This window comes from Collimonas arenae (assembly GCF_000786695.1).
In the GTDB taxonomy this organism is placed as follows: Bacteria; Pseudomonadota; Gammaproteobacteria; order Burkholderiales; family Burkholderiaceae_D; genus Collimonas; species Collimonas arenae_A.
Genome location: NZ_CP009962.1, coordinates 1,658,286 through 1,681,145, shown reverse-complemented (window position 1 = coordinate 1,681,145; position 22,860 = coordinate 1,658,286). Strand labels below are relative to the sequence as shown.

The 22,860-nt window shown below is 56.6% G+C and carries 24 protein-coding genes; 11 read left to right on the top strand and 13 right to left on the bottom strand.

Features of this window, described 5'->3' with window-relative positions; translation table 11 throughout:
• Nucleotides 1-8 precede the first annotated feature (8 nt).
• Nucleotides 9-1,019, bottom strand: a complete 1,011-nt coding sequence (locus LT85_RS07600; RefSeq protein ID WP_052134830.1) for a beta-propeller fold lactonase family protein — start codon at nt 1,017-1,019, stop codon at nt 9-11.
• Nucleotides 1,020-1,275: 256 nt separating this feature from the next.
• Here LT85_RS07600 and LT85_RS07595 point away from each other — a divergent pair, with 256 nt between their 5' ends.
• From LT85_RS07595 to LT85_RS07585, 3 genes are read left to right on the top strand one after another with little or no spacing between them, the layout of a single operon-like run.
• Entirely contained in the window at nt 1,276-1,632 is a 357-nt protein-coding gene (locus LT85_RS07595; protein WP_038487135.1) for an FKBP-type peptidyl-prolyl cis-trans isomerase, read from the top strand.
• Nucleotides 1,633-1,662: 30 nt separating this feature from the next.
• The gene (locus LT85_RS07590; RefSeq protein WP_038487133.1) at nt 1,663-1,887 is read left to right on the top strand and encodes a hypothetical protein; all 225 of its coding nucleotides are present in this window, start codon (nt 1,663-1,665) and stop codon (nt 1,885-1,887) included.
• Nucleotides 1,888-1,921: 34 nt separating this feature from the next.
• Nucleotides 1,922-2,176, top strand: coding sequence for an acyl-CoA-binding protein (locus LT85_RS07585; protein WP_038487131.1), 255 nt, complete (start codon nt 1,922-1,924; stop codon nt 2,174-2,176).
• 70 nt (nt 2,177-2,246) lie between these two features.
• On the opposite strand, the gene LT85_RS07580 is transcribed toward LT85_RS07585, so the two are convergent.
• From LT85_RS07580 to LT85_RS07555, 6 genes are all read right to left on the bottom strand, one after another.
• Complete coding sequence (locus tag LT85_RS07580) at nt 2,247-3,257, bottom strand: 2-hydroxyacid dehydrogenase (RefSeq protein ID WP_038487129.1); 1,011 nt, start codon at nt 3,255-3,257, stop codon at nt 2,247-2,249.
• A gap of 10 nt (nt 3,258-3,267) precedes the next feature.
• Complete coding sequence (locus LT85_RS07575) at nt 3,268-4,677, bottom strand: sodium:proton antiporter (protein ID WP_038487127.1); 1,410 nt, start codon at nt 4,675-4,677, stop codon at nt 3,268-3,270.
• Between the two features lie 97 nt (nt 4,678-4,774).
• Nucleotides 4,775-5,971, bottom strand: a complete 1,197-nt coding sequence (pncB, locus tag LT85_RS07570; RefSeq protein WP_038487125.1) for a nicotinate phosphoribosyltransferase — start codon at nt 5,969-5,971, stop codon at nt 4,775-4,777.
• A gap of 95 nt (nt 5,972-6,066) precedes the next feature.
• Nucleotides 6,067-6,588 (bottom strand): hypothetical protein, encoded by a 522-nt coding sequence (locus LT85_RS07565; RefSeq protein ID WP_038487123.1) that lies wholly within the window; start codon nt 6,586-6,588, stop codon nt 6,067-6,069.
• Between the two features lie 10 nt (nt 6,589-6,598).
• Nucleotides 6,599-7,036 (bottom strand): hypothetical protein, encoded by a 438-nt coding sequence (locus LT85_RS07560; protein ID WP_038487121.1) that lies wholly within the window; start codon nt 7,034-7,036, stop codon nt 6,599-6,601.
• A gap of 199 nt (nt 7,037-7,235) precedes the next feature.
• Entirely contained in the window at nt 7,236-8,165 is a 930-nt protein-coding gene (locus tag LT85_RS07555; protein WP_038487120.1) for a cation diffusion facilitator family transporter, read from the bottom strand.
• Between the two features lie 309 nt (nt 8,166-8,474).
• On the opposite strand from LT85_RS07555, the gene fdxA reads away from it, so the two are divergent.
• The 3 genes from fdxA (at nt 8,475) to LT85_RS07540 (ending at nt 11,387) form a co-directional block, all read left to right on the top strand.
• Complete coding sequence (fdxA, locus tag LT85_RS07550) at nt 8,475-8,798, top strand: ferredoxin FdxA (protein ID WP_038487119.1); 324 nt, start codon at nt 8,475-8,477, stop codon at nt 8,796-8,798.
• 187 nt (nt 8,799-8,985) lie between these two features.
• Nucleotides 8,986-10,071, top strand: coding sequence for an NAD(P)/FAD-dependent oxidoreductase (locus LT85_RS07545; protein ID WP_038487117.1), 1,086 nt, complete (start codon nt 8,986-8,988; stop codon nt 10,069-10,071).
• 179 nt (nt 10,072-10,250) lie between these two features.
• Nucleotides 10,251-11,387: a Fic family protein gene (locus LT85_RS07540; RefSeq protein ID WP_038487115.1), complete on the top strand. Its 1,137-nt coding sequence runs from the start codon at nt 10,251-10,253 to the stop codon at nt 11,385-11,387.
• A gap of 89 nt (nt 11,388-11,476) precedes the next feature.
• On the opposite strand, the gene pnp is transcribed toward LT85_RS07540, so the two are convergent.
• Together pnp and rpsO are read right to left on the bottom strand one after the other, a co-directional pair.
• Nucleotides 11,477-13,624, bottom strand: coding sequence for a polyribonucleotide nucleotidyltransferase (gene pnp / locus LT85_RS07535; protein ID WP_038495408.1), 2,148 nt, complete (start codon nt 13,622-13,624; stop codon nt 11,477-11,479).
• Between the two features lie 466 nt (nt 13,625-14,090).
• Nucleotides 14,091-14,360 (bottom strand): 30S ribosomal protein S15, encoded by a 270-nt coding sequence (gene rpsO, locus LT85_RS07530; protein ID WP_014007042.1) that lies wholly within the window; start codon nt 14,358-14,360, stop codon nt 14,091-14,093.
• A 179-nt stretch (nt 14,361-14,539) separates the two neighbouring features.
• Between rpsO and LT85_RS07525 the strand changes: the two genes are divergently transcribed.
• Complete coding sequence (locus LT85_RS07525) at nt 14,540-15,037, top strand: outer membrane protein assembly factor BamE (RefSeq protein WP_038487113.1); 498 nt, start codon at nt 14,540-14,542, stop codon at nt 15,035-15,037.
• 42 nt (nt 15,038-15,079) lie between these two features.
• On the top strand, nt 15,080-15,979 hold the full coding sequence (locus LT85_RS07520) for a YihY/virulence factor BrkB family protein (RefSeq protein ID WP_038487111.1): 900 nt from the start codon (nt 15,080-15,082) through the stop codon (nt 15,977-15,979).
• Nucleotides 15,980-15,998: 19 nt separating this feature from the next.
• On the opposite strand, the gene lolD is transcribed toward LT85_RS07520, so the two are convergent.
• Both lolD and LT85_RS07510 read right to left on the bottom strand, forming a co-directional pair.
• A complete protein-coding gene (lolD, locus tag LT85_RS07515; protein ID WP_038487109.1) occupies nt 15,999-16,709 on the bottom strand; it encodes a lipoprotein-releasing ABC transporter ATP-binding protein LolD in 711 nt (236 codons plus the stop codon).
• Nucleotides 16,702-17,967, bottom strand: coding sequence for a lipoprotein-releasing ABC transporter permease subunit (locus tag LT85_RS07510; RefSeq protein ID WP_038495405.1), 1,266 nt, complete (start codon nt 17,965-17,967; stop codon nt 16,702-16,704). Before LT85_RS07510 ends, lolD begins: the two co-directional genes overlap by 8 nt.
• Before the next feature lie 260 nt (nt 17,968-18,227).
• Here LT85_RS07510 and LT85_RS07505 point away from each other — a divergent pair, with 260 nt between their 5' ends.
• Nucleotides 18,228-18,680 carry a thioredoxin family protein gene (locus tag LT85_RS07505; protein ID WP_038487108.1) on the top strand — a complete coding sequence of 151 codons (453 nt, stop codon included), beginning with the start codon at nt 18,228-18,230 and terminating at the stop codon, nt 18,678-18,680.
• A 133-nt stretch (nt 18,681-18,813) separates the two neighbouring features.
• Here the strand turns inward: LT85_RS07505 and LT85_RS07500 are convergent, their stop codons facing one another.
• Together LT85_RS07500 and LT85_RS07495 are read right to left on the bottom strand one after the other, a co-directional pair.
• Entirely contained in the window at nt 18,814-19,581 is a 768-nt protein-coding gene (locus LT85_RS07500; RefSeq protein WP_038487106.1) for an SDR family NAD(P)-dependent oxidoreductase, read from the bottom strand.
• Between the two features lie 18 nt (nt 19,582-19,599).
• A complete protein-coding gene (locus LT85_RS07495; RefSeq protein WP_038487104.1) occupies nt 19,600-21,267 on the bottom strand; it encodes an AMP-binding protein in 1,668 nt (555 codons plus the stop codon).
• Nucleotides 21,268-21,442: 175 nt separating this feature from the next.
• Between LT85_RS07495 and LT85_RS07490 the strand changes: the two genes are divergently transcribed.
• Together LT85_RS07490 and LT85_RS07485 are read left to right on the top strand one after the other, a co-directional pair.
• Nucleotides 21,443-22,456 carry an AraC family transcriptional regulator gene (locus tag LT85_RS07490; RefSeq protein ID WP_038487102.1) on the top strand — a complete coding sequence of 338 codons (1,014 nt, stop codon included), beginning with the start codon at nt 21,443-21,445 and terminating at the stop codon, nt 22,454-22,456.
• A 158-nt stretch (nt 22,457-22,614) separates the two neighbouring features.
• Complete coding sequence (locus LT85_RS07485; RefSeq protein WP_437177306.1) at nt 22,615-22,833, top strand: zf-TFIIB domain-containing protein; 219 nt, start codon at nt 22,615-22,617, stop codon at nt 22,831-22,833.
• The last annotated feature ends 27 nt before the right edge of the window (nt 22,834-22,860 follow it).

Below are 22,860 nucleotides of genomic sequence, written 5' to 3'. Positions count from 1 at the left end.
AATACGCATCACAGTTCCGAAGCCCGGTTATTGAAATAGATGCCGTGCGGCGAGCGGCCTACCGGGATCGACTTGATCACCTTCCGGGTCGCCAGATCCACCACCGATACCTTCTTGAGCCAGCGCTGGGTGACCCACATGGTCTTGCCGTCGGCAGTGATTTCCATGCAGTCCGGACCGCCCGGAACGCTGATGCTGCCGACGCTTTCCAGGCTGTTCAGATCGAGTATGTTAATGGTGCCGGCGACCCGGTTGGAAACGAATATATGGCGATTGTCGCCTTGCGGACGGAAGTTGTGCGCACCATCGCCGGTCTTGATTTTCTTGACAATTTTCTGCGTACGCCAGTCGATCACTGCAACATAGTCGCTACCCATGACGCCGACCAGCAAATATTTGTTGTCCGGCGTCATGTAGACACCTGCCGGCTGCTTGCCGACCGGCATGATCCATTTGACTTTTTGTGTCGTCAGGTCGACGGCGGCCAGCTCATCACTGCCCTGCAGGCTGATGAACGCCAGCGAACTGTCGGCGGTAAACGCCATGTGGCTTGGCATCGACGGTAATGGCAGGCGTTTCGCCAGCTTCAGGTTCTTGCCGTCGTAACCATAGATATCAATACGATCCAGCCGCAGCCCATTGGAGATAAACCACTTCTGGTTGGGCGAAAAACCAATCTGGTAAGGATCGACGATGTCTTTCACCTGGCTCTGGATCTGGCCGCTTTTCGGGTCCAGGAACAATAGCGAATTGCCGGTCGCGGCAGCCACGATCAGCGATTTGTTGTCCGGCGTCGGCATCAGGTGATGCGGCTCTTTCCCCACCGGGTAAGTACCGATTTCCTGGTAAGTTGCCTGGTCCAGCAATGTAACTGTGGCGTCGCGCGAATTCAGTACGACGACGGTATTGGCGGCAGGTGCCGCGATGGGTGAAGATGGTGCAGCGAAACTGGGAAATGCAGTCAACAAACCACAAGCAGCTACAGCGCTCACAACAGAACGACGAACAAAAACAGACATAAAACCACTCTGAAAAGCGAAAAGGACTATTTTACCGCGCATGAATCATACCTATAGATTTAAATGACCTTGCCTGACATAGCGAGGCTCCCTACTAGTTTGGCGGCGAACACCGCTTGGCTGCCGGATTTTCGATTACACTGCACTACCCGACGCAGCATGGATGCTTGAATGCACCCGGTTAATATTTTTGCGATTTGAATAATGCTCAAATATTTAACATTTTACAACTTTACCAAATTTAAAAAGGATACCCATGTCGACCATCACTACCGTTTCCGGTCTGCAGTACGAGGAAATCACCGTTGGCGACGGCGCCGAAGCAAAAGCCGGTAATCACGTGACCGTGCATTACACCGGCTGGTTGCAAAATTCAGACGGCAGCGCCGGCAAGAAGTTCGACTCCAGCAAGGACCGCGGCGACCCGTTCGAGTTTCCACTGGGCGCCGGCCATGTCATCAAGGGTTGGGACGAAGGCGTACAAGGCATGAAAATCGGCGGCGTACGCAAGCTGGTTATTCCTGCATCGTTGGGTTATGGCCCGCGCGGCGCCGGTGGCGTGATTCCACCGAACGCAACCTTGATTTTCGAAGTTGAACTACTCGGCGTATAACGCCTGTGCAGAACCTGACGCCGCCGACCAATGAACCATTTCAATCTATCTGACCTGTCGCCAATAGCGCGCTGGCCAGCAGCATTGCTGCTGGCCGTACCCCTGCTGGGCGGCTGCACCGTGGTAAGCGTCGCCGGCAGCGTAGTGGGCGCCGGCGTCAGCGTCGGCAGCGCCGCAGTCGGGGTAGCCTCCACCGTGGTGGAAGGCACCGTGAAAGCAGGTTCTGCCGTGGTCGGCGCCGTCACGCCCGACTGATCCGATTTTCTCACTTCATTCCTACGAGACTCTCATGACCCTTCAAGCTCAATTTGCACAAGCGCAGGCCGACTCAAAGACACTCAGCGAGCGCCCTGACAACATGACCATGCTGAAGCTGTACGCGCTGTTCAAGCAAGGCAGCAGCGGCGACGTCGAAGGCGATCGCCCTGGTATGACCGACTTTGTCGGCCGCGCCAAATGGGATGCCTGGAACGAGCTGAAAGGCACTTCCCAGGATGCAGCGCAGCAGCAATACATCGATCTGGTCGAAGGATTGAAAGACTAAGTCCTGCTCGTACAAACAAAAAAGGCGCGAAATAGAAATCTATTTCGCGCCTTTTTTGTTTTGGAAGATTTTATCGACCGGCCAGCGTTATCTTTCCCAGCACTTCAGGATTCAGCAGGTTAGGCGGGAACATCCTGTCCTTCCCGGGCAACAAGGCCGCCAGCAGATTATCCGCCGCGCAGTCCGCCATCGCCCGCCGCGTCGGCTCCGAGGCGCTGGCGATATGCGGCGTCAGCACCACATTCGACAAACCCAGGAAATCAGGATGCAATGCCGGTTCGTTCTCGAACACGTCAAGTCCGGCAGCCGCAATTTTCTTGTCGCGCAAGGCGGCGATCAGCGCCAGGTCGTCGACAATGCCGCCGCGCGCCAGATTCACCAGGGTAGCGCTCGGCTTCATCAGACCCAGCTCGGCGCTGCCGATGGTGTGGTGCGATTCCTTCGAATAAGGGAGCACCAGGATCACATGGTCGGCGGCGCCCAGCAATTCCTCCTTGCTGACATAACGCGCCTGGTTAGCGCGCGCTTCCAGCTCGGGCGCCAGGCGCGAGCGGTTGTGATACAGCACCTGCATGTCGAACCCCATCGAGCGCCGCGCAATCGCCTGGCCGATGCGGCCCATGCCAATGATGCCTAGCGTGGCGCCATGCACATCTGCTCCGAGAAAACTATCGTAGCGCCATTGCTTCCAATGCCCGGCACGCAGCCAGTGTTCGGCTTCCGTCACCCGCCGCGCAGTCGCCATCAACAAGGCCCAGCCGAAATCGGCCGTGGTTTCGTTCAGCACATCCGGCGTATTGGTGACCATCACGCCAGCCTTGGTAGCTGCCGCAATATCGATATTGTTATAACCAACAGCCTGGTTGCAAACCGCTTTCAGGCGAGGACTGGCTTGTAGCAGTTCGGCTGAAATGCGTTCGCTGGCCGTCGCAATCACGCCATCCTTATCGTGCAGTTTTTCAGCCAGCTCGGCCGCGCTGAAAATGCGGTCTTCCTGGTTGCTCTCGACCTCGAAGTACTGCTGCATTCTTGCAATCACTTCGGGAAACACTGCCCTCGCCATCAATATCTTTGGTTTCATCGCTCTGTCATCACCGGAAAAAAATGAAGGCCATCACCACAAACAGCGGCAACAACACCACGCAGGCCCAAGCCATGTAACCGAAGAAGGACGGCATCTGGATGCCGCGCTCTTCAGCGATTGCCTTGACCATCAGGTTGGGCGCATTGCCGATGTAGCTATTAGCGCCCATGAATACAGCGCCGCAGGAAATCGCCGCCAGGGTAGACGCCAGCCGCGTCATCAGCTCGGTCGCATCGCCAGAGGCGGTATTGAAGAACACCAGATAGGTCGGTGCATTGTCGAGGAACGACGACAATATGCCGGTAGCCCAGAAATACATGGCATTGTGGGGTTCCCCATCACTGCGGGTAACCGCGCTCACTATCGCCCCAAACGCACCATGTTCGCCGGCGCGCAACATGGCGATCACCGGTGCGATGGTGACGAATATGCCGGCGAACAGCTTGGCCACCTCAAGGATCGGCCCCCAGCTGAAATCATTGCCTTCACGGGCAACTTTCGGCGTCAGCCAGAGCGAGGCCAGGATCACCAGCACTAGCAGGCCATCACGCAACAGATTCTGCAGCTCGACCACGGTGCCGTAAATGTCATAGCTGATCCCGGGTTTCCAGAAGCCGCTCATCAGCACCAGCGCCACCACTACCGCCAGCAGGACAAAATTGACTTTGCCTTCGAAATGCAAGCTGACGCCCGGCAGCGAAGGGTCCGGCTTCGGCGGCAGTTGCTCGCCTTTGGTGTGGAAATAATAATTATCCAGCAGATAGAAGATCACCAGCAGCGCGCCCCACATGAACATGGTCTGGCCGAAGATGTTTTTAAAGGTCCAGGAAAAATCGACACCCTTCAGAAATCCAAGGAACAGCGGCGGATCGCCCAATGGCGTCAGGGCGCCGCCGGCATTCGCTACCAGGAAAATGAAAAACACGATGATGTGCACGGTGTGCTTGCGGTTTTCATTGGCATTGATGACCGGCCGGATCAGCAGCATCGCGGCGCCGGTGGTGCCCATCAGGCTGGCCAGCACGGTGCCCAGCGCCAGCAAGCCGGTATTCATGGCAGGCGTACCGCGCAAATGGCCGCGCAGGCAGATGCCGCCAGCCACCACGAACAAGGCTGTCAGCAAAATGATGAAGGGGAAATACTCCGCCAGGAAGGCATGCACCACGCCGGCAATCGCAGTCGGCATGCCAAATCCGAACGCACATGGAATCAGGAAAGCCAGCGACCAGACCACTGAAATCTTGCCAAAATGATCGTGCCAGAAAGCCGGAGCCAGCAAGGGACCGAGCGCAATCGACAGCAACAGGCCGATAAACGGCACGCCCCACCAGACTGACAGCTGGGCGCCGTCGAGTTCTGCGGCTTGCGCCATCATCGGTAGGCAGGTGATCAGAATCGCGAGTATTTTTTTATGCAATGTAGTCTTCCGGATAATGTAAATGAAACAAAAACAGGGGTCATTTTAATCGGAAATGCATGCCAAACAAATAACAAACAAACAAACACTACTCGCACTACTGGCCGGCTGCCTTCACCGGCTCGGCAATCTCGAACACTTGCCTGAGGTAATTCAGGTAGGCCTGGTCATCGCACATGTTCTTGGAGGGTGTATCTGACAGCTTCGCCACCGGCTGGCCATTGCACCGTACCATCTTCATGACGATTTGCAAGGGTGTATAGCCGAGGTCGTTGGTCAGGTTGGTGCCAACGCCGAAAGCGACGCGCGCGCGGTCCTTGAAGCGCAGGTAGAGCGCGTTGACCTTGCCGAAATCGAGACTATCGGAAAACACCAGCGTCTTGGTCGAAGGGTCGACACGGTTATCCTGGTAATGCTTGATCAGGCGCTCGCCCCATTCGAACGGATCGCCGGAATCGTGACGCGCGCCGTCGAACAGCTTGCAGAAATACAGGTCGAAATCGCGCAGGAAGGCTGCCATGCCGTAGACATCGGACAAGGCTATCCCGAGATCGCCACGGTACTCCTTGGCCCACATTTCAAAACCGTAGATCTGCGAATCGCGCAGCCGCGGACCGAGCGACTGGCAAGCCTGCAAATATTCGTGGGCCATGGTGCCGAGCGGCGTCAGGTTGTACTTCATGGCGAAATACACGTTGGAGGTGCCGACCAGATGCTGCGTGAAATCACTTTGCAAGGTCTGCACCACTTCTTCGTGCCAGCTGCGGGAAAAACGCCGCCGCGTGCCATAGTCGGCCACTTTGCAGCCGGCCATCGCCGGATCATCGCGGATCAACGCCATCTTGCTTTGCAGGCGATGCCTTCCTTCGGCGTGATCCGGTGCAGTCTGGGTGGCACGAAAATACACTTCGTTGACGATCGCCAGCACCGGCACTTCAAACAGGATGGTATGCAGCCATGGTCCCTTGACCACGATATCGATCTCGCCGTTATCCGCCGCGGACGGCTGCACGCTGATGTATTTTTGCTGCAGGTGGAACAAACTCAGGAAGTCGATGAAATCGTTCTTGATGAAACGCATGCTGCTGAGATAGGCCAGTTCCTGTTCCTGGAACCGCAGACGGCACAGACCGGCGATTTCATCGCGGATTTCATCGACATAGGGCCGCAAATCGACGCCCTTGTTGCGGCATTTGTAGCGATACTCCACTTCAGCCGCCGGAAAATGATGCAAGACCACTTGCATCATCGTGAATTTATACAAATCGGTATCGAGCAGCGAAGTGATGATCATGGTCTTTGAATACAGGGCGGTGATGGAAGGCTGCCAGCGAATCCGGGACTAACTGTAGCGGTCACGTATCTTACAACAGCGTCTGGCTTGCGGTCTCATTTGGCGCATGCGGAGGAATAGCGCGTCCGCAGCCGCTCGCGTTCACTTGGTGGAGCGTGATTCGACCCGAGGAAAAAATCTAGCAATGAGCTGTCGCGCTGAATACTATCCGGATTGCGAACGCCTGGCCTGGGCCCGTTCGGATCGCGATACGGCTCGCCGGGATAGGTTCGCGACAGATCCGCATTCGGATAAAAATCGGGCACGATGATCGGCTCGCGGTACACCACGCCTTTGTATTGCTGCTCCAAGGCCTCGCAATTGCGCTCCTTGCCCCTGTTCCAGTCGCGCCGCGCACGTTGCGGCTGCGATTGTTCTGCCGGCAGCGCCACCAACTCGCTCCGTTCCGCTGCGGACAAACTGTTAAAACCCATGTTGCCGCCAGCAAGGTTGAAATGAATTGGGCCGCCGATATCGGCGGGCTTTTCGGCAGCCAGTGCGGCCCGTCCGAAGATGCCGGCCAAAGCGAATAATGCAATTAACTGCAAACACAGGAACGAAGCGGAACGGAGGTTCATGGCGGGGACCTTATTTATTGCACTCACTGTGATAGCGCGCTTCCAGCTTGCTGCGCTCGTCGTAGACCAACACATTGCCGCCGCTTGCCTGGTACGGCCGGTTCGGATCGTTGCGCGCGATTCCTTGCGGATAGGAATCCGGCACCCCTGCCGGCGCGGAAGTCTGGGCGCGCTTGATTTGCTGCTGCAGCTCGATGCAATGGCGATCGTCTTTCAGGTTCATGCCGTTGCCGGTCGCGTTTGACGGAAAATCGGTTTCCGGCGCCGCCAGCAATTTCTTGCGGTCTTCGGCGGACAAGCTGTTGAAGCTAGTGCCGGCGGCGGCCGCGTTGGACTGGATGACGCCATTGGGAATGGCGAGTGGGCCGGCCGCCTGCGCCGACAATGCCGGCAAGCAGATCAGGGCGATGGAAGCGGAACGAAGAAACAAAGGGAAACGCTGGTTCATGACAATCCTCCGTGAATCAAAAGGGTGGAGTATCGGCCGCGCAATCGTGCTTGAGACACGCGGGACACGCAGATTTGCGTCGCTTGTCGTATAAAAAGATCTTCGTTTGGCGTATGGCTGGCAAAGCTTGGGACAAACATCTCCGGGGAGATGGCAACGTGACAATTCTAGCTTACTCGTCGCGTTGCCAGCACTTTTTTTACCCGCGCTGTAGTACGGACGACGCGTGATCAGGCTCGAAGAAACACCAGTGGACTTGCGGCCAGCGCTGCTGGATCCCTGCCTCGATCCGGTTGATGGCGTCGACTAGCGCCACATCCGACGGCTGCGGTCGCATCACGGCTTGCACCGCGATCATCACCTGCTCGCCCCATTGCATCGAAATCAGGTTCCTGACGCCGGCGACATCGGTATCGGCTTCGATATACGCCTTGATGGCGGCGTGCACTTCCGGCGCCGCCGACTCGCCCGTGACCATCGCCTTCACCTCACGGATCACCGCCACGGCCACAATCATCAGCAAGATACCCACCGCAATCGTACCGCAGGCATCCCACAACGGATTTCCGGTGATGACGGTCAGGGAAACCGCAACAAACGCCAGCGCCAACCCCGCCAGCGCAGCGATATCCTCCCCTGCCACCACCATCAATTCCGACTGCCTGGTTTCGCGAAACCATTGCATAAAGGACTTGCCGGACGAAATCTTGCGTATTTCCACCATGGCGCCACGCAGGGAAAAAGCTTCCAGCACGACCGACACGCCCAGCACGCCCAAGGCAATCCAGGGGGTGCTGATCGCCTGCGGATGCTTCAGATGTTCGATGCCTTCCATCACGGAAAATGCCCCGCCCACAAAAAACAACAGCAAAGCGACCATCATTGCCCAGAAATACACCACCCGGGCGTAGCCCATGGGATGGGCTGCGTTGGCTGGCTTCTTGGCCTCTTTCAAGCCGATCAGCAAAAATACCTGGTTGGTGCAATCCGCCAGCGAATGGATGGCTTCCGCCAACATCGCGCCAGAGCCGGTATAGGTGGCGGCGGCAAATTTCGCCAGCGCGATGCCGCCATTGGCGCCCAAAGCGTAAAAAATGGCCTTAGTGGAGCCTTCATTCGAAGATGACATAATGATTCCGAAGCAACGAAGACAGCTACGATAGCCAGTTTGGCAAGTTCATGCAAGCAACTCTAGCGTAGCGAAAACGCTGGCCGCGAATGTGGTAAAACTGCGGAATGAGCAGATTTACCGCTAATGTGATTTTCACATTTGCTTATATGGATTCTATATAACAGCAGTTTGTGAGAAAACCCGAATTACCTTAAAATACAAGGCTTTGCGACAGGGTAAATATAGAGGCAGGCAATACCCCCTACAGCCCCTGTCGCAGCCTCAAGACCCGCATCAAGACCATTATTTACAGATAGGACTGTTGTTATGACCCACGTTGTGACCGAATCTTGCATTCGCTGCCGCTATACCGACTGCGTGGATGTGTGCCCGGTTGATTGCTTCCGCCAGGGCCCGAATTTCCTGTCGATCGACCCCGATGAGTGCATCGATTGTGCGGTGTGCGTCGCCGAATGTCCGGTCAATGCTATCTACGCAGAAGAAGACGTGCCAGCCGACCAGCAACAATTCATCAAGCTGAATGAAGACCTGTCGCGCCATTGGCCGTCGATTACCAAGACCGTCGCACCTTTGGCCGAAGCCGAAGAATGGAAAGATGTGAAAGATAAATTGGAATTTTTGCAGCGCTGAGCCGTACCAGGCCGCCAGAACAGCGGCGGCCGATGCAACCCCAATTCTCCGATTTAAGCCAGGCCATCGCCCCCAGCCATAGCGCAGCACTTATCGCCGTCAACAACAACGCGAAAAAATTAATCCAATCGCCGTCGCAGCCACGGCGTTTTGGGGGACCCAACTGAAACAGGAATCAGATCGTCGTATGGATACCACCGTCAAGCACGCAACAGCAGTCAACTCCACCAACAATGTTATCGAAACCGATGCAGTCATCGTCGGCGCCGGTCCGGTTGGCCTGTTCCAGGTCTTTGAACTCGGCCTGCTGGAAATCAAGGCTCACGTCATCGACTCGCTGCCTGTAGTCGGCGGCCAGTGCGTAGAACTGTATCCAGACAAGCCGATCTATGACATTCCTGCAGTACCGGTCTGCACAGGCCAGGAACTGACCGACAACCTGCTCAAGCAGATCGAGCCGTTCGAACCGACTTTCCACCTGAATCAGGAAGTTACGCTGGTGGCGCGCCGCGAAGACAACCGCTTCGACCTGGAAACCTCGGCCGGCACCCGTTTCATCACCAAGACCATCTTCATCGCCGCCGGCGTCGGTTCGTTCCAGCCGCGCACCATCAAGGTCGACGGCATCGACCAGTTCGACAACACGCAACTGTTCTACCGCGTCAAGGATCCTGTGCAATTCCACGGCAAGAACCTGGTGATCTGCGGCGGCGGCGATTCCGCGCTGGACTGGGCATTGGATCTGGTCGGCAAGGCCGAGTCCGTGGTCCTGCTGCATCGTCGCGAAGAATTCCGCGCTGCCCCTGCTTCGGTCGCCAAGATGAAAGCCTTGTGCGAAGCCTATGAAATGCAATTCCTGGTCGGCCAGGTCACCGGCCATGAAGTCAAAGACGGCAAGCTGAGCGAAATCAAGGTTACCGGCCCTGACGGCGTCACCCGCCGCCTGCCGCTGGATACCCTGCTGGTGTTCTTCGGCCTCTCGCCAAAACTCGGCCCTATCGCCGAGTGGGGCCTGGATATCGAGCGCAAGCAATTGAAAGTGGTCGATACCGAGAAGTTTGAAACCAACATTCCGGGTATTTTTGCCGTGGGTGACATCAATACCTACCCAGGCAAGAAGAAGCTGATCCTGTCAGGTTTCCACGAAGCGGCGCTGGCTGCCTTCGGCGCTGCGCCGTACATCTTCCCTGACAAGAAAATCCATATGCAGTACACCACTACATCGCCGAAGCTGCATAAGATTCTGGGTGTGGAATCGCCTGTATTTGATTAAACCCAGGCTCGAAACATTAGAAAGCCGTCCGGGAAGCAATCCCCGGACGGCTTTTTTATCGCCGCAAGCCCGGCTTCGGTCCCCTCTGCGCGCTGATGAGTCGATTTCATATAATATTCACCTCATATATTGAGTCGATTATGAGATACAATCAACTCATTATTTGAGTCGATAAAACCATGAAATCACCTCATCTCATCTGGCAAGACCCCAATTGGCCCCGAATGCGCTATGACGACGCACGAGTCAATGCTGAAATCGTCCTCGCCAAACACGCCCAAGGCGTCATTGAAGGAAAGCTGGCCGCGCTCGGATTCGAGCAACGTCAAGAACTGGCAGCAGAGGCCTGGACCCAAGAGGCAGTTTCAACCGCCGCCATCGAAGGCGAGCGCCTAGACCTGCAGGCAGTCCGCTCATCAGTCGGTCGCAGACTCGGCGTCGCCAGCTACAAAGGCCCAAATGCACTGCGGCATATCGATGGCTTGCTGGACATCATGGATGATGCCGTCAGCAATGCCGCCGCGCCGTTAAGCGACGAACGCCTGCAGGCTTGGCAAGCGGCGTTGTTTCCTACCGGTTTTTCCGGCATGAGCAAGATTCGCGTCGGTGCCTACCGCGAACACGTCGAGCCAATGCAAATCGTCAGCGGCCGTCTTGGACATGAGAATATCCATTTCGAAGCGCCGCCATCGGCCCAGGTTCCTGCTGAAATGGGACAATTTCTTGCCTGGTTCAACAGCCGACAGGAATCGGATAGCCTCATCCAGGCTGCGCTGGCCCATCTTTGGTTCGAAACCATACACCCGTTCGAGGACGGCAATGGCCGTGCCGGCCGCGTCGTCGTTGATTTGGTGCTGGCGCGCGACATCGGCGAAACCAGCCGCCTGATTCGCATCTCGCAACGCCTGCTGGAACAACGCGATGACTATTACGAGCAACTGGAACGTGCACAGCATGGCTCGCTGGACGTGAGCAACTGGATCGCATGGTTCGTCACGCAAGTACGGATCGCCTGCGAACAATCCTCGCTGGTCATTGACGAGTCGCTGGAGAAGGCGCGATTCTGGTTCACTCACCGCGACAAAGAACTCGCACCACGCCAACGCAAGCTGTTAAATGCCTTGCTGGACGCCGGGTCCGGTGGATTCGAAGGCGGAATGAGCACGAAGAAATATGAAAGCCTCACCGGCGCCTCGCGGGCGACGTCGTCACGCGACCTGATTGAGCTGGAGCAAATGGGCCTGCTACGCCAAGCCGGCGCCGGCCGCTCAACTCGCTACTATCTCAACATCGACGGATGGGACGCTCAGCAATAGCATTGCGCTTCTATGCTGCCCTTTCCGTCGCGCAAACGTAAAAACGCCCGGGATGCAGATGCATCCCGGGCGTTTTCGTTACAAGCAGATTACTGTGCTGTCGGCTGGGTCGCTGCCGGAGCAGCTTCGCTACCTTCGTCAGCCTGCGCTGCCTTCATCGACAGTTTCAGACGGCCGCGGTCGTCGGTTTCCAGAACCTTGACACGTACTTGCTGGCCTTCTTTCAGGTAGTCGGCAACAGCATTCACTCGCTCATTGGCGATCTGGCTGATGTGCAACAAACCGTCTTTGCCTGGCAATACCTGCACGATCGCACCGAAGTCCAACAACTTCAGTACGGTGCCTTCGTAGACCTTGCCTACTTCAACCGAAGCAGTCAGTTCTTCGATGCGGCGCTTGGCTTCCTGGCCTGCAGCAGCATCCACCGAAGCGATCGTCACGACGCCTTCGTCGCTGATATCGATCTGGGTGCCGGTTTCTTCAGTCAGCGCACGAATCACAGCGCCGCCCTTGCCGATCACATCACGGATTTTTTCCGGATTGATCTTGATGGTGATCAGGCGCGGTGCGAAATCGGACAGCTCGGTTTTACCGTGCGGTACCGCTTCTTGCATCTTGCCGAGGATATGGATACGGCCTTCTTTGGCTTGCGCCAATGCGACCTGCATGATTTCCTTGGTGATGCCTTGGATCTTGATATCCATCTGCAATGCAGTGATACCGTTGGCTGTACCAGCTACCTTGAAATCCATGTCGCCGAGGTGATCTTCATCGCCCAGGATGTCTGTCAGGACTGCGAACTTGCTGCCGTCCTTGATCAGGCCCATGGCGATACCTGCCACGTGCGCTTGCATCGGCACGCCGGCATCCATCAACGCCAGGCAGCCGCCGCAGACCGAAGCCATCGACGACGAACCGTTCGATTCGGTGATTTCCGACACCAGACGCACCGAGTAGCTGAAATCTTCCGGCGCTGGCAATGCAGCTTGCAATGCACGCTTGGCCAGACGGCCATGGCCGATTTCACGGCGCTTTGGCGTACCAACGCGGCCGGTTTCGCCAGTGGCGAACGGTGGCATGTTGTAATGCAGCATGAAGCGGTCAGAATATTCGCCCATCAGCGCATCGATCTTTTGTTCGTCGCGTGCGGTGCCCAGCGTGGCAACTACCAACGCTTGGGTTTCGCCGCGGGTGAACAGTGCCGAACCGTGGGTACGCGGCAAGACGCCGGTACGGATGGTGATCGGACGCACGGTACGTGTATCGCGGCCGTCGATGCGTGGCTCGCCTTCGAGGATCTGCGAACGGACGATCTTGGCTTCCAGATCGAACAGGATGCCGCTGACTTCCGACGAGTCAGGCGCAGTGCCGCCAATCGATGCGGCTTCAGCAGCCAGCGCAGCGTTGACTTCTGCAGTAGCGTCTTTCAGCTTGGCAGTACGAGCTTGCTTGTCTTTGGTTTGATAGGCTTCACGCAACTTGGACTCACCGAAATGCGCAACGCGTGCGATCAGTGCGTCGTTCTTCGGCGCCGGGCTCCATTCGACTTCAGGCTTGCCGCCATCGCGCACCAGTTCATGAATCGCATCGATAACTGCCTTCGATTGCTCGTGGCCGAATACAACTGCGCCCAGCATGATTTCTTCCGACAATTGCTTGGCTTCCGATTCCACCATCAGCACGGCGGTTTCAGTACCAGCCACCACCAGGTCCATGGCCGACTTGGTCAGCTGCGAAGTGGTTGGGTTCAATACATACTGGCCGTCGATATAACCGACGCGCGCAGCGCCGACCGGGCCGGCGAAAGGAATACCGGCAACCGACAGGGCGGCGGATGCGCCGATCATGGCGGCGATGTCTGGATCGATTTCCGGATTGACCGACAGCACGTGGATGATGACCTGCACTTCATTCAGGTAGCCTTCCGGGAACAGCGGGCGGATCGGACGATCGATCAGGCGCGACGTCAGGGTTTCTTTTTCCGAAGGACGGCCTTCGCGCTTGAAGAAACCGCCTGGGATACGGCCGGCAGCGTAAGTTTTTTCAACATAATCAACGGTCAGCGGGAAAAAATCCTGACCTGGCTTGGCATCTTTGCGTGCCACAACGGTAGCCAGCACAACGGTATCTTCGATCGATACCATTACTGCGCCGGAGGCTTGGCGAGCGATCTCGCCGGTTTCCAGCGTGACTTGGTGCTGACCATACTGGAATGTCTTCGTAACTTTATTAAACACAATATATCCTTTCATTTTGCCGACAGATTTTCAGGCGCTGTCGTTCACCTCACCACAGACGATTCATCGCTGGCTGTTGCCAATGAATTGCCGTCTCCTTGCTTGGAACCTATTCGAAATCTTACTGCGAGGCCGTCAGCGTAGCTGAGGCTACAGATTTCGAACAGGTTCTTGGAGGCTGTCGCAAAATTAACCTGGCGTTGTTGCGTCTCCTAGCCGTACTGCTCGTACTGTCTTCGTCGACGCGCCTAGCCATCTTGATTTTGCAACAGCCTCTTGGGACTAACTTCTTGAAACTTGTGCGGGTAAGCCGCAAAAACTGCTGCCAAAAGCAAAAATGCCCGCATCAGAAACTGATACAGGCATTTTTTTCAACTTATCGACGGACCACGGACATCGTTGCGAAATATCGAAACAGGATGTCGCAAAAAATAACGTCGGCCGACGATAAGTCGCGCACTGACTATTACTTACGCAAGCCGAGTTTTTCGATCAGCGAGCGGTAACGGTTCAGGTCCTTACCTTTGAGGTAGGACAGCAGGCTTTTACGACGGTTAACCATCATGATCAGTCCGCGGCGGGAATGGTGATCCTTGGCGTGGGCTTTGAAGTGACCGTTCAGGTCGTTGATACGGGCTGTCAGCAGCGCAACTTGCACTTCCGGGGAGCCGGTGTCGTTTTGACCGCGCGCATTATCAGTGATAATAGCGGCCTTGGCTGTTTTTTCGATAGTCATGCTTTACCTTTCACAAGCGGTGTACAGAGTAAGTAACCCTATGCACCGTGAACAAACAATTAAAAAATCCGGTCAAAACTTGACCAGACGCGCAGTATATAGCAAAAAACCTGCTGATTCAAATACTTAGCGCGCCATTAACAACAATTAAGTACAACAATTAAATTTGGAGTGTAGCCATGAAGAAATTCCCCCTCGCCCTGCTAGCCGGTTTGCTGCTTAGTCTTGGCGGCTGCGCCTCGCTACTGGCGCCGCCGGTCAATCCTGGCGAGCCCGAAGCACAGGTGCTGGCGCGCCTGGGCAAACCCACCGGAACTTATCAAGACGGCAATGATGTATTATTGGAATATGCACGCGGCCCGTTCGGCCAGGCGACCTATATGGCGAAAATCAGCCCTGACCACAAACTAATTTCCTACGAGCAAGTTCTGACATTGGAAAAATTCGCCACCATCAAGGTCAACCAGTTCAACCAGGCCGATGTCTTGCGCACCATAGGCAAGCCCTTCGAAACCGTCTATTACGACCGGGTCAAGCTGAACGGATGGAACTACGCCTATAAGGAAGCCGGCGTCTGGAATTCGGAGATGACCGTGTATTTTGACGACAGCGGCATTGTCCGCAAGCTGGAAAACGGCCCCGATCCGCGCTTCGAGCACAGCCGCTTCGGCAGGTAGGACGGCTGGCAACTCTGAAATCTTTAAAACAAGGCCCCATACATGATCAAACTCCCCGAGCGTCAACGAGTCCAGGCGATGCTGTCCAGCACTCTGCAGGAATGGTTCAAGCAGCGCTCGGGCAGCAAAGGCGCCGCCCTCGCCTTCTATACCCTGTTCTCGATGGCGCCGATGCTGATACTGGTGATCGCGATTGCCGGCGCGGTATTCGGCGAACAGGCGGCACGCGGGGAAATCTTTGGCCAGCTGTCAGGCCTGATTGGGTCGACCGGCGCCGACGCCATTCAGCTGTTGCTGGCAGCGGCGCACAAAAACCAGTCCGGACCGGTAGCAGCACTGATCGCCGTGATCGTGCTGCTGGTCGGCGCCACCACCGTATTTTCCGAACTGAAAGATAGCTTGGACGAGATCTGGTACGTCGAGCGCACCCGCCAGTCCGGCATCATGTCGCTGATACGCACCCGCCTTCTGTCGTTCGGACTGATCCTTGTGCTGGCGTTCCTGCTGTTGACGTCATTGGTGGTAAGCGCGGCGCTAGCGTTGCTGTCCAAATACCTGGGTGGCATATGGGTCAGCGTGACGATGATTTTTTCGCCGCTATCGCAACTGTTTGCGTTTGCAGTGATCGCCAGCCTGTTTGCCTCGATCTACAAGATGCTGCCGCAGACCAAGCTGCCCTGGCGCGATGTCTGGATCGGCTCGATCGGCACTGCCGCCCTGTTCGTGCTGGGCAAATATCTGATCGGCATCTACCTTGGCAACAGCGGCGTCGCCTCCAGCTATGGCGCGGCCGGCTCAGTGATTGCATTGCTGCTGTGGATTTATTATTCGGCGCAGATTTTCTTTTTCGGCGCCCAGTTCACGCGCCAATACGCATTGTTTTTCGGCAGCTTGCAAGACCAGAATAAAAAAGCCGGCAATCTCGCGACGCCGGCCTCCTGACTGCAGCTCAAACCCAGTCTTAGTCCTGATACGGCTCCAGTCCACGATCTGACAGCCGCAGGATGCGGCCGCAGCGACGCGCCAACTCGATGTCATGGGTAACGATCACAAAAGCCGTTCCCAGCGTCTGCGACAGCTCCAGCATCAGGTCGAACGTCATCTGTGCGGTAGCGCGGTCCAGATTGCCGGTCGGCTCATCGGCCAGCACGCAGGCCGGCTTGGTCACCAGCGCCCGCGCCAGCGCTACCCGCTGACGCTCGCCGCCGGACAATTCGCCCGGCACGTGGATCACGCGCTCCGCCAAACCGACCCGCGCCAGGATTTCGCGCGCCAGTTGCTGCGCATCGCTGCGCTTGAGGCGTCGGATCATCAACGGCATGGCGACGTTGTCCAAGGCGGAAAATTCCGGCAACAGGTGATGAAACTGATAAACAAACCCAAGCGCATTGTTGCGCAAATCGCCGCGTGTCTTCTCGCCCAGGGTCGTAAAATCCTTGCCCAGCAGGCTGACATTGCCCGCCGTCGGCGTGTCCAGCCCGCCCAGCAAATGCAGCAAGGTCGACTTGCCGGAGCCGGAAGCGCCGACAATGGCGACCTGCTCGCCCTTGGTGACATCGATATCGATGCCGTTGAGGACCTTGACCGAATAACTGCCCTGAGTAAAAGTCTTACCCAGGCCGCGGCAGGAAAGCACCACCGGATTATTGTTTGAATTAATTGTATTACTCATAACGCAATGCCTCAGCAGGTTTCACCCGGGCAGCCCACCAGCTCGGGTACAAAGTCGCCAGGAAAGCCAGAACCACAGCGACGCCGCCGATGGTCCCGACATCCGGCCAGCGCAAATCTGACGGCAATTCGGTAATGACGTAGACGCTCTTAGGCAAGAACTGCACATGGAACAGGCCTTCGATAAACGGCACGATGACGTCAATATTCAAGGCTACCAACACCCCCGCGCCGACTCCGATGGCCGTGCCGATCAAACCCACCAGCGCGCCCTGGATCATGAAAATCTTCATGATCGAGCCGGGCGATGCGCCCAAGGTGCGCAGGATCGCGATATCAGCCTGCTTGTCGGTCACCGTCATTACCAACGTCGAGACAAGATTGAACGCGGCTACCGCAATGATCAGGGTGAGGATGATGAACATCATGCGTTTCTCGGTCTTGACCGCGGCGAACCAGTTGCTGTTCTGCTGGGTCCAGTCCCGCAGGTACAAGTTCGGCGGCAGCGTAGTCGCCAGCTGCTGCACAATCTGCGGTGCCTCCAGCATGTCGGTTACCTTCAGCCGCACGCCGGAAGGCGAATCCTGGCGGAACATCTTTTCCGCATCTTCCAGCTGGATGAAAGCGAGGGTTGAATCGTATTCAAAGTGACCGGCTTCAAAAATTCCCACGACCGTGAATTGCCTCACGCGCGGAACCACTCCGGCGGGCGTCACCTGCCCTTGCGCCGCCATCATCGTCACCTTGTCGCCAACGCCGACGCTCAATGCATGCGCCAACTCGATCCCCAGCACGATATTGAATTCGCCCGGCTTCAAGTCTCCGAAACTGCCTTGCGTGACTTTCTTGGCGACATCCGACACTTTCGGCTCTTCAGACGGCAGCACACCGCGTATCGCCACGCCGCGCAAGACACCGTCGCGCACCAGCATTGCCTGCGCGTCGACATATGGCGCGGCGCCAATCACTTCCTTGTTCTTGAAGGCCTGCTTGGCGACCTCTTCCCAGTTCGGCATGGAACCGGAAGCGTCGAACACTTCGATATGCGCCAACACCGACAGCATGCGGTCTCGCACATCCTTCTGGAAACCGTTCATCACCGACAGCACCACGATCAGCGCAGCTACCCCCAGGGCGATGCCGGCCATCGAAATCAGCGAGATGAAGGAAATAAAGCTGTTGCGGCCACTACGCTTACCCGCGCGGGTATAACGAATGCCGACCAGCCACTCAAATGGTAAGTTTTTTATGATGCTCAATGCGAGGCTCCCAAAATCAGCCCGCAGTTTGCCATAATTGGCAGATTTACGGGGCTTTGCAGCGGAATGCGCATGCTCTGATCCGAAGAATGCGCTATCGTTCAATAATGAACGGCGCCGCCATCAAGACGGCACCATCAATTGCCAAAACGAAATATACTCTCAGAAACAAGGCCATAAGCCGACAATATTTGCAGACATCCTGCTAATGACGGATGTCTGACCAACCAGAACTAACCAAAACTATTGAGGACTGCATCATGAAAAAATTCTTTGCGTTGTGCCTGGGACTCTTTTTGGCGCAAGCGGTAGCCGCAGCAAATCTGCCTTACGACGAAAAGGCCGACGCCAAGGCGGACGTCAGCCAGGCCTTAAGCCAGGCCCAGGCCAGCCATAAGCAAGTGATCCTGGTATTCGGCGCCAACTGGTGCACCGATTGCCGCGAACTGGACAAAGCCTTGCACGGCAAAAGCGCAACGCTAATCGACGGCAAGTTCATCCTGGTGAAAGTCGACGTCGGCAATTTCGACAAGAATCTCGACGTTGCGCAGTCTTACGGCAACCCGATCAAGAAGGGCATTCCAGCGGCAGTGCTGCTCAGCCCGGACAATAAAATCATCTATTCAACCAAGGCCGGCGAACTGGCCGATGCCCGCCGCATGGGCGAGAACGGCATCTATGATTTCTTCAATAAAGAAATCGTTAAACGGTAGGATTATTTTTTTCCAAAATAATCAAGCTTATTCCGATTTGCATCAGAGCCGAGAACAAGGCACAAAGCCGTAGACAGTGCTTTAGCACGGCAAGGCGAAGCAACGCAGTTATCGGTTCTGATGCAGATCGGAATTATTTCGGCGCCAGCCGGATGCCGCCGTCGAGGCGGATCACTTCCCCGTTCAGGTAAACCGTCTCAACGATGGTCTTCACCAATGCAGCAAATTCCGCCGGCTTACCCAGACGTGGCGGGAACGGCACCATTTTCCCCAGCGCTTCCTGTACGTCACCCGGCATGCCCAGCAACATCGGGGTTTCCATGATGCCCGGCGCAATCGTCATCACACGGATGCCGTGACGCGACAATTCGCGTGCCGCAGGCAAAGTCAATGCCACCACCCCGCCTTTGGACGAAGCATAAGCCGCCTGGCCGATCTGGCCGTCGAATGCGGCCACCGATGCTGTGTTGATGACCACGCCGCGCTCGCCATCGGCGTTCGGCTCACCCTTGCTCATCGCATCCGCAGCCAGGCGCATCATGTTGAACGTGCCGATCAGGTTGATCTGGACCACGCGACTGAAATCTTCCAGCCCATGCGGACCTTCCTTACCGACGATACGCTTGGCCGGCGCTACACCGGCGCAACTGATCAAACCATGCAAGCCGCCAAACACCGTGAGCGCCGTATTCACGGCTTCCTGCGCGCTGGCTTCGCTGCACACATCGGTGGCAACGAAACGGGCATTCGCGCCCAGATGCGTCGCCAGCGCTGCGCCGGCTTCCTGGTTGATGTCGGCGATGACCACCTTGGCCCCGCCCTGCACCAGCATGGCGGCGGTCGCCGCACCTAAACCGGAACCGCCGCCGGAAATCAGGAATACATTATTTTCGATTTGCATATTTCTACTCTTTCTTCTTTACAGTTTAGCTTTAGCGATTTCCTGGTTGCGCAAGATGAAGCGCTGCAGTTTGCCGCTGGGGGTTTTGGGTAATTCTGTTAAAAACTCGATTTCACGCGGATAGGAATGCGCCGCCAGCCGGCGTTTGACGTATTGCTGTAACTCTTCCGTCAACGCGGCGCTAGGCTGATGATCCTTGCTTAAGACGATGAAGGCCTTGACCAGCTCAGTGCGCTCCGGATCCGGCTTGCCGACCACCGCCGCCTCAACCACCGCCGGGTGTTCCAGCAATGCGCTCTCGACATCAAACGGCCCGATGCGATAACCGGAGGAGGTAATGATATCGTCGCCACGGCCGATAAAGCTGATGCTGCCGTCCTGGTTCAATTCCACCGTATCGCCGGTGACGTAGTAAGCGCTTCGGTCGCCTCTGGTGTCCTGCTGCCAGTATCCCTGGAACCAGTAGATCGGCGAGCGCGGACGGTCGACTGCCATCACGCCCGGCTGGCCCACGCCCAGTTCATTTTCATCGTCGTCGATCACCGCCAGCCGATAGCCCGGCATCGCCAGACCAGCCGACCCCATGTGTACGTCATGCTGCAAACCGTGATGGTTGCACAGGACCATGCCGGTTTCGGTCTGACCGTAATGGTCGTTGATCAGGCAGTCCAGATGCTCGCGGAACCAGCGTATCACCTCAGGATTCAATGGCTCGCCAGCGCTGCTGACCGCACGCAGACGGCCTTTGACCGGCGCTGCGGCGGCTGCGCCTGCTGCAATCAACATACGGTACGCAGTCGGCGAACCGGTGAGATTGGTGATACCGTATTTTTCGATAATCCGATAGGTGCTCTCCACCGTGAACGAACCTTCGTAAAGGGTGATGGCATGCCCCATCATCAATGGTCCGGTCACGCAGTAATACAGGCCGTAGGCCCAGCCCGGATCGGCGATATTCCAGAAAGAATCTTCCGGTCGCAGGTCGACCGCGTAGCGGGTATACACATAGAATGACAGCATTGCCCGCAAGGGCACCGCAACGCCTTTGGCCGGACCGGTGGTGCCCGAAGTGAACAACATGATGAAGGCATCATCAGCTTTACGCATTACCGGCTCGAATTCAGCCGGCTGCTTGTCCATTTCGGGCCAGAAAGCAAAGTCACCGGCTTCCAGCGCGCTGTCGCCATGCACCGTCATGATCGGCGGACAATCAGGAACTTCCTTCAGCTTATGGCGATTATCGGCATCGGTAATAATCAGCCTGGCTTCGCTGGCAGCGACGCGGTGTTCAATCGATTTCGAGCCAAACGCCGTGAACAGCGGTTGGTACACCGCACCGGCGCGCCAGGTGCCGAGAATTGCCACCAGCAGTTCTGGCGTGCGCGGCAGCAGGCCCGCGACACGGTCGCCCGGCTGCACACCCTGCGTTTTGAGGAAATTGGCAAAACGACCAGACAACTCTTTGAGCTGGGCGAAGGTATAACTGGCGCTGCGGCCGTCCTTGCCTTCCCAGTTCAAGGCAATGCGGTCCGGAGTAGCGTGGCGGTCGCAACACTCTACGCAGGCATTGACACCGGTTTGCAGGTTTCCGGAAAGTTCGGCGGCCACACTGTCGATGTTGAAATCGGCATAGAACTGCGCATAGTCCGGAACTGCATTGGCTGCGGCTGGGAAACCAGATGACATGAATGTTCTCCTCTAACTTAAAATGACTGGCTGGGCCAGTTCTTGTTATGTTGTTATGAGAAATGGAAATATCCGAACTAAAACTGCAGCTTAGTCTAGGATATTTGGTGACTTGGAGCCATGTTAAAAGCGATCATTGCAGTTGATCGGAATTGCAATAGCATCACTAGGAATTATGGAAGACTGGGAAAAAGGAACAATCGCCATCGGGCTCGTCAGCGAAGCGCTGCACAATATGCACCAGCGCGGCATGGATACCGATGCGCTGTTGCTGCAGGCAGGGATATCGCCGCGCCTGCTGATGGCGCCGCACGCCCGGGTAGCAGCAGCCAATTACGGCCGGCTGTGGTATTTGATCTCGCAAGTCACGGATGATGAATTCTTCGGCATGGATAGCCATCCGATGCGGGTCGGCAGCTTCAACCTGCTATGCCGCAGCGCCCTGCACAGCGCCACTTTGGGCAAAGCCCTGGAACGCATTCTGGATTTCCTGCGGCTGGTGCTGGACGACATGTCCGGCACCTTATCAAAGCAGGATAGATTGACGCATATCGCTATCAATGAAAGCGGCAGTCCGCGCCGCATGTTTACCTACGCCACCTTCCTGCTGTTCGTGCACGGCGTAGGCAGCTGGCTGATCGGCCGCCGCATCAAACTGACGTCAGCCGATTTCCGCTGCAGCGAGCCACTTTCGAGCCTCGACTATAAGATCCGCTTTTGCGACCACGCGCACTTTGAACAGCCTCAGACCAGCATTACCTTCGATGCGGCCTATCTGGATCTGCCGATAGTGCAAAACCAGCGCACGCTGCAATCGTTCCTGCGCGAAGCACCCGGCAATTTGCTGGTCAAATACAGTAATCACGATGGCCTGGCCGCCACCATCCGGCGCCATTTGCGGCAGTTGCCCATGAATGAATGGTCTGACTTTGACAGTTTGTCGGAAGAACTGCAAACGCCGGCCTCAACGCTGCGCCGCAAGCTGAGCCAGGAGGGGCAGTCGTATCAGGCGATCAAGGACAATCTGCGGCGCGACCTTGCCATCAATTACCTGAGCGGCTCTTCCAGAAGCATCGAGGAGATTGCTGTCAGCCTTGGCTTCGCCGACCCGAGCGCCTTCCATCGGGCTTTCAAGAAATGGACCGGCAGCAGCCCGGGAGAACATAGGCGCGCCTCTTCGGCGTCATAGCGTGGCGTCGCAGTTCCCTTTGCGCCGCACCGGGGTACGCATCAGCATCATGCCAGGTCCCTACCAACCCTCACCATATTGGAGAACATCTATGTATGCCCGGTATGTAAAGACAAGGAGCTAGTCATGAGCGAGCGCCAAAGTATTGAAATCGATTATTGCCCCGGCTGCCGCGAGTCTGGCTGGACCGAAGCGAGCTGGACAAGATCATCCAGCAATCGACGCAAGAACTGACCAGCGTGCAGGCGCCGGCATCGATGCGGCAATCGCACCCGGAATTCCGTGCGCCGCAGCATGGTTCGCGCCATGACGAGTACCGGTCCGACTATCGCCGTTCCAAGAAAAAAGAAAGCTTCTGGCAAGAGCTGTTCGACTAAGTAAAGAGCCTACTAATTTGAGTAAAG